The sequence below is a fragment of the Psychrobacillus antarcticus genome, from assembly GCF_029533155.1.
Classification (GTDB): Bacteria; Bacillota; Bacilli; order Bacillales_A; family Planococcaceae; genus Psychrobacillus; species Psychrobacillus antarcticus.
In genome coordinates this window covers 213914-221284 of the sequence record NZ_JAIZDB010000002.1, presented here as the reverse complement: position 1 = coordinate 221284, position 7371 = coordinate 213914, and the positions used below count along the sequence as shown (strand labels likewise).

Genomic DNA, 7371 nt, shown 5'->3' with positions numbered 1-7371 from the left:
TGTAACCGTCAAGTGAAAACATACAGTTTTTGCTCGTTTGAAATGAACACTTTTGCTTAAAATACATGCTGCCTGTTTTTCATGCGATAGCTATCGCCCTCCATGTGAATAACCTCCACACGGTGTAATAAACGATCTAAAATGGCAGTCGTAATTCCTTCATCTCCCATTAACTCCGTCCATTGATCGGGGCTTTTATTTGATGTTAATATAATGGAACTTTGTTCATAAAGATGATTAATCAATTGAAAGAACAGATTTGCTTCCCGTTGATCCATTGCCATATACATCAAATCATCAATGATTACTAAATCAGATGCTTGAATTCTCTTAATTTGCACTTGTGACTTATGGGTAAACTCCTGCGATTTTAATAGATGTATTAATTCTCCCATTGTCACGAAATACACTTGAAAACCTCTTTGAATCGCCTCTATTCCTAGCCCTATGGCTAGAAATGTTTTACCAACACCAGGTGGCCCTAATAGAATCAAATTATATTGTTGTTCTAACCAACTAAACTCTTGTAATTGGGCTAATTGACGATCTGTTAAGGCTGTCTGTTCCTCTACTTTGAATTCCTGAAGTGTTTTATAGTAAGGAAATCGAGCCCATTTAATACGTCGCTCAATGCTTTTTGTTTCTCGTTTATTTAACTCAAACGATGTAATGGCTTCTAGAAATTCTAAATATGTCCAAGATGATTTTTCAGCTTCTCGAAGGAGCTGGGGAAGCTCCTCAGAAGTTTCTGCTAAACGTAATTGGCGAAAATGATCTTGTAATTCCTTCACCGTTTTATTCATTGGACATTCCCTCGCAAGATACTTGTATATGTACTAACAGAGCGTGGTGTTACTTGAATATTAGTTTTAGATGTAGGTATTTTTTTAACTCCCTTAATTGCTACAACTGATTCTTCACTCGACTTTTTCAAATAAATTACTATATCTCGGAAATCATTTGCACTGTAAAGTTTTTCACTGATGCATTTTTGAAGAGCCTGATCAATCCATACTGGATCGTTCTTAATGACTGTTTGAAGAATCGCTAATTGGTCTCGGCGATAACGAACGTATTTTAGGCAAATTTCATCTAGATACATAGAGATGGCCTCTTTTTCTTCGAAATAAGAAATGACGTTGCCTTTTAACTCTTCAATTCCTTGGGAACGATCACGAGAATGGCTACGATTTTTAATGAGCTTTCCTTTTTCAGAGCTAATTTGATGTTCCGCAATAACCGCATTATCTGGTCGCTTGCAGATGACAAGGGTATTTTGTTGTTCTCCTTGTATTTCCAAGTACACTTGATTATCTTTTTGCGATCCATAAGTTCCTACGGGAACTGAATAACGGTTGGACTTAAAGCGAATCGTATTGTCCTTATTTACATTCCTTGGTATAATTACTGTATGGTTACTTTCTAATGATAGTAATGGAGAGACCGGTTGTAAGTGTTGCTTTTCGACGAGAAACACTTCTACTGGTCTCTTTTTCGTTGTATTGTGTACATTCTTATTTCCAGTACGCTCTAACCACTGTAAAGCACTTATGTTCCAACTTTCAATGTCTTTAAAAACTCGACTGTCTGCGAAATTACCTTTTATGTATTTCACCACATTTTCAATCATTCCTTTAGATTCTGGATCCGCCTTACGACATAAATAAACTCGGAATTTGCGATCCTTCACATATGCTTGAAATTCAGACGTCAAGATTAAGTCGCCGGCATTTTCGCTAACCGTGAGTAAATGATCCTGGTCGTAAACAATTTCCTCCGAACATCCTCCATAAAAACGAAACGCATTTTCATGACATCTAATGGCATCCTTTGTTGTGAAGGGGCGGTCTTGCCACTCCATATATTTATACCGTGAATGAGTTAACACAAAAGCGATGAAATACAACTTCAATTCTTTTTTCTTGGTGGTTTTCTGCTTTGTCTGCCCCCAATCAACCTGTAGCTGTTTACCCATAGGCTGTTCTGGAACGGACTCATACTGTCTAGTGATGGCTTTTTTCTCTATCTGATATATTTCACGAATTTCTTTTACATAAGAGCGTACTGTGCTTTCGCCTATTTCTAAATCATGATGACGCTCTAATAACCAATCTTGAATTTGAGCTGCACTTAAATGTGGAAACTCTTCTAACCAAGCGACAATCCAATCCCGATAGGGATCTAGTTTCTTAGGTTTTCGAAGAGGGTTACCTAAATACTCCTGTGCCTCTTCAAAAGACATTCCCAAATATTTATAGACAGTACCTCTGTTTACTTTTAAATGTTTAGCAATTTGTGCAATCTTCATTTTACGTTTTAATAACTGATGAATTTCAACATATAACACTAACTTTTCCTCCAAGTCTCCTGCCTCCAGTAAACGAATAATACTAGTTTACTAGATGGGCTGTTAGAATGGCGAAAGTGTTCACGGCATCTCAGCGAAAACTGTCTATTTTAGTATAGCGGTTACAAACGCCCGGTCCCCTAGGATCTAAACCTGTTTCTACTGTTTTCGAAGGGCTTTGTACAGATTTATTGCTATATAATTACCATTTGATTTTTTAAAGATGCTATAGAAAAAGACTGTCGACAAGTACCTTCGACAGTCTGAGGGAGGGAATTTACTCTGCCCTTTAATTAGTTAAGTATTAATTAGCCCAATATTGCTGGGCAATACGTTGTCCTTGTTTAATTTTCGCCCACTGTTCATCTTCCGTTAATTCATTGCCGCCATCGCAGGACGCAAAACCGCATTGATGAGAAAGTAATAATCTATCCTTCTCAATAATTTTCGATGCCTCATCAAGCATTCTAACTACACGAGCCTCATCGTCAAGCGTATTGGTTTTAGAAGACAACAATCCAAGTACAATTTCCGTTTCAGGCTTATCTTTAAACACCGCGAGCGCATCGAGTGAGCCTGCACGTTCATCATCCCATTCAAGGAAAAAGCGATCGTATTTAAGCTGCTTCAAAAACAGATTAGCAATTTTGTCATATGAGCCACCGCCCATATTACGGGAATCATAGTTACCACGACAGTTATGAGTCCACATTTTCAAGCCTAAGCTATGACCAAAATCAATTATTTTATTGTTGATGTCAATAAATTCTGTAGCTAGACCCTGTACTTCCTCTTCATTGATACTCTCGCCAGTAAATGGAGAGTTCGGGTTATCATCTGCAAATAGCTCCCATAAGCAATCGTCGAATTGAAGGATTTTCCCTCCAACAGCAGCAAATTCCTCGACAAATTCTTTATACGCCTTAACAAGACCGTTTTTAAGCTCATGTATATCACTATAAACTGCATCTTTGCCACCAATGTTATCTGACCATGATAACTCACCAAAAATATGAGATGGAGAAGGTACGCACAGCTTTGTTTCACGGTCGCCAGCAAGGGTTTGAAGTTTTTTATATACATGAATAAAATGATGGTTTTTCCCACTCAATTCATCTGTAATGCGTAAACCAATATCTTTTCGAGTCTCATATTTTGAAGTTCCATCGGTATCTCTGAAAAAATATCCATGATCCGCTATATAGCGGCTAGCCCCTTGGAAGCCCCAAACAAAATCCAGATGCCACATGGATTTGGAGTATTCTCCATCAGTGAGAATGGACAAATCATTTTTAATTTCTTTGTCGACTACAGCCTGAATCGCATCAGATTCACACTGCTCATACCCCTGGAAATATTGGTAAAATGGATAACTGATATCGTCACGATGTTCAATCTGATGTTTATATTCCAATAAATCTGTCGGACGCAACAGGCTACCTACGATTTGAAATTTATTACTCATGAAAAATCCTCCTCATTTTTACAAATGTCTTTCTGTACTGTTTTAATTCTAGCATGGAGAAATACTATCTACATAATACTTAAAAAGAATAACTAGTTATAGCTAAAAGCTATAGCAAGTATCTAATCTTTAAGAGTGAGCTATATAAACAAAACCCAAACTTAGAAAAGTTCGGGTTTTATGCTTCTTTATAAAGTAACATTTAGACTCTAAACACTAATTTGTTCAGTATGAATAAACCCTTGCTAAAACGCTCCCAATCTCTCACTCTTCCCTTGTTCAGGTGAATGAGATCTTGTTACAAATCCGATTTTATTACATCAATATTTTTGTCCCTGCGTTAGAAACAAACATGAAAGTTCAAACTTCGCACCAATCAAAGCGCTCTCTAGTGCAAAGTTATAAGATTGCTCTTGCAGTTTTGATTCATAATCTGTTTGAGCTTTCCGGTTAGCCTCTTGCAATTTAGTGACTTCAGCTTGATCTACTTCCAAGGCTATAACGTTAAAAAGCGAGTAAGAGAACGACTTATCGTACTCTTACTCGCTATGAAATACCTTTGAGGACTTTTTCGGTGGTCAAGATTTTATTCAAAACACTTTCAAAATTACCTACAAAGAAATTTAGTTTATTGAGGTTTCATCTTGATTATTATTTGTAAAATCATTTACTTTTGAAGTATTAAATGCAATCAAGGTTACTTCAAGTTTTTCTTCTAGTTGATTAATTTCTAATAATTGTTCAGGTTCTAGTTGTGCATATTTTGATTCTCCCATGAAAAACACATCCTTTCACACATTATTTATGAGATAAGTATGTGAGTTTTTAGCCCATTTAAACAATAAATTAATGGTATTGAAAATAGAAATCGATTTTTCGTTCAATTGGGGCTAAATGTTGCTAATAACCTTTTGTTTATACAACGGATTTACGTAGTTATTTCCTATATATCCATTTCTACTTGTGAAAGATCCAGGTTCAAATACAATGCAGAAGCGTTTCAGAACCTGGTACCCTACACTAAAAACCTGATGAATTATCAAAATGCGTATCTTGTCCGTTTAATTGCACATTTATAGTGTCATATTCTGCATCGCCACGAGTAATTTTATATGCAAACTGTTTTAACTCATTATTTTCTTGACTTGTACTTTCTAACTTTATGTTTAATACGTTCTCTATCACTTCTAGCTCGGCTGTAACTGTTCCTGTAGATTGAAAAATAATATAGGCGTTCTTCTTTTCACTATCATTAATTATTTGATGTGTGTAATCAGAGTTAATGCTCTCTTGTACTTTATTAGGGACACTTTGAATTTCCCTAATACTCAATTCTGTTGAATTACATGCTGCTAATATCATTGTGACAAGTATCATTAAATATAATAGTTTTTTCAATTGAATTTTCTCCCTTCTTTTTTGTGATCATACATTATTCCAATAGCATCGTTAGGTACCTATTGACTAACAGTAATGCAATTGAGGCTCATTAGATACACTATACAGATTATTTCTTTGTAAAGCGCAAAAAATTTTCCCATATTAATCATTAACGATAAAAAGATTTTAATAATCAATAAAAATTTATTGTTTCTCGGTAAATAACATGTTAATATCTAATAAGTAATACACTTAATAGAAAGTTAGTTTTTTTTCTTATGTAAATGTGAAGGCAAAAGCGATTCGATTATCAACTTTAGATGGGATTTGTAAGGCTTTAGAAAGTCAGACTGGGGATGTTTTAGAACACAAAAGTGATGAAGTCATTTTAAAAAATTTGATAATTATTAGAGGAGGTATAAACGTGAATAGCAACAATTTTATTATTAAAAATATTTCTAACCCTCAAGAGCTGGAGAGAATGTTTAGAAATGACCCCAAAACCTTTAAAAAGTCATTCTCCGACGCATGGGAACAAAATCCTGATTCGCAGGTCCTTGCTGTTTGGTATGAAAGATTGAATTTCAAGGAGACGGCACATATAGAAAAAGCTTCCCTGCTTCAGAAAGGTTTCTTATTCATGGGCATATTAGCCATTCTGGCCGGGATAAGCACCAGGATCATTTTCCACTTTGTCGAACAACAAGCAATTTCCCCAATTAACCTTGCTTTTGGTATAATTCCCTTCATTGCTGCCTATTTTGTTTACAATAATACTCCGAAAAAAAGTATTATTTATTCCCTTGTAGCGTTGTTCCTAATTTCCGGTATTTATCTTAATATGCTGCCATTAAATTATAAAGACAGCATTATCCTTGCTTATTTACACCTTCCCATATTCTTATGGGTATTGGTAGGGCTTGCATTTACAGGAAATGAATATTCAAAAGGCCTTAAAAGATTAGCCTATATTAAATTTAACTTGGAGTATTGTATTCTCTACGGCAGCATGGCAGTTAGCGGAATGGTACTAGCGGCATTAACTATGCAGTTATTTAGCTTTGTTGGTCTGGATATAGAAGAATTTTATTTTAGTAATGTCGTTTTATTTGGTGCTGCCGCTCTCGCTATTGTGACTGCATACCTGGTATCAATGAACCTTAAAATTGCTAAGAATATTACACCATATATAGCTAAAATTTTTAGTCCTCTTGTTCTGGTCACATTGTTGGTCTATCTTATAACGGTTATATGGGTCGGAAAAAATCCATTCTTGGACAGAAATTTCCTGATAGCCTTCAACGGAATACTCCTTGGTGTATTGGTCGTTACCATATTTTCAATTACTGAAAGCGACTCAGACGAGAAAAAGAACATTTCAGATTATATAAATTTCGTCTTAATTGTTCTTGCGCTTATCATTGACAGTGTGGCTTTGTCGGCCATAGGGTTCAGACTTTCTTCTTATGGGATTACGCCTAATAGACTTGCTGTTTTAGGAGTAAACATACTCATCTGGGGAAATCTTATTTGGATTATGGTCTCCTATTTGCGTTTTCTACAAAACAAGACCGGACCTTCACCCATCCAAGATGCGGTTACTAAGTATTTGCCAGTCTACGGACTTTGGGCGGCTTTCGTTATATTTACTTTTCCTTTCATTTTTAATTAGAAAGGCTTTATTAATGTTACGGATGCTGATTTTCCTTATAAACGCCAAAAATAATCAAGGTTCTATTCATAACTTGTTCATTTTCGGCTTTTTATTTTTCTAAATAATTACATTCTTCCTAGTAGAACAAGATCTTACAATCATAAAGTTTTTTAAAAGCCTAATTGTACAATCTCTTATGTTCTTAATCGTAAAAAGGTAGAGATTTAGTTAAATATTTAATACAAGTGTCTTGTAAAACATCCTCTGCATCTTGCTCATTGCATAGAATAACAAAACATATTCTAAATAGCATATTGCCATATGCATCAATAATTCGCTCTATATCTAGTTCAGTCGACGAACTAATTGTTGCAACATCTATCAACTCCTTTAACTTATAACACACTTAAAGATACCATTTGGTGACTTTCTATATAGAATAATTTCAAGAAAATACTTTATACGTGGGTTATTTTTAAATACTGGGTGTAACTGTGCAACAAAAAAACGTGAATGTTTTGCTCT

Annotated in this window: 7 protein-coding genes and 1 pseudogene; 2 read left to right on the top strand and 6 right to left on the bottom strand. The window is 35.2% G+C overall.

Annotated elements, in window-relative coordinates; translation table 11 throughout:
* Positions 1 to 56 precede the first annotated feature (56 nt).
* From istB to LDK52_RS02090, 5 genes are all read right to left on the bottom strand, one after another.
* Complete coding sequence (istB, locus tag LDK52_RS02110; RefSeq protein WP_277584294.1) at positions 57 to 803, bottom strand: IS21-like element helper ATPase IstB; 747 nt, start codon at positions 801 to 803, stop codon at positions 57 to 59.
* A complete protein-coding gene (gene istA, locus LDK52_RS02105; protein ID WP_277584306.1) occupies positions 800 to 2347 on the bottom strand; it encodes an IS21 family transposase in 1548 nt (515 codons plus the stop codon). Before istA ends, istB begins: the two co-directional genes overlap by 4 nt.
* A 304-nt stretch (positions 2348 to 2651) precedes the next feature.
* Entirely contained in the window at positions 2652 to 3812 is a 1161-nt protein-coding gene (locus LDK52_RS02100) for a cobalamin-independent methionine synthase II family protein (protein ID WP_277584293.1), read from the bottom strand.
* A gap of 623 nt (positions 3813 to 4435) precedes the next feature.
* Positions 4436 to 4588, bottom strand: a complete 153-nt coding sequence (locus tag LDK52_RS02095) for a hypothetical protein (protein ID WP_277584292.1) — start codon at positions 4586 to 4588, stop codon at positions 4436 to 4438.
* Between the two features lie 244 nt (positions 4589 to 4832).
* Positions 4833 to 5210 (bottom strand): peptidylprolyl isomerase, encoded by a 378-nt coding sequence (locus tag LDK52_RS02090; RefSeq protein ID WP_277584291.1) that lies wholly within the window; start codon positions 5208 to 5210, stop codon positions 4833 to 4835.
* 265 nt (positions 5211 to 5475) lie between these two features.
* Between LDK52_RS02090 and LDK52_RS02085 the strand changes: the two are divergent.
* Positions 5476 to 5574: pseudogene (locus LDK52_RS02085) on the top strand (helix-turn-helix domain-containing protein); the annotation flags it as partial.
* A 42-nt stretch (positions 5575 to 5616) separates the two neighbouring features.
* Positions 5617 to 6864 (top strand): DUF4153 domain-containing protein, encoded by a 1248-nt coding sequence (locus LDK52_RS02080; protein ID WP_277584290.1) that lies wholly within the window; start codon positions 5617 to 5619, stop codon positions 6862 to 6864.
* Positions 6865 to 7048: 184 nt separating this feature from the next.
* On the opposite strand, the gene LDK52_RS20055 is transcribed toward LDK52_RS02080, so the two are convergent.
* Entirely contained in the window at positions 7049 to 7159 is a 111-nt protein-coding gene (locus tag LDK52_RS20055; protein ID WP_277584305.1) for a hypothetical protein, read from the bottom strand.
* Positions 7160 to 7371 lie beyond the last annotated feature (212 nt).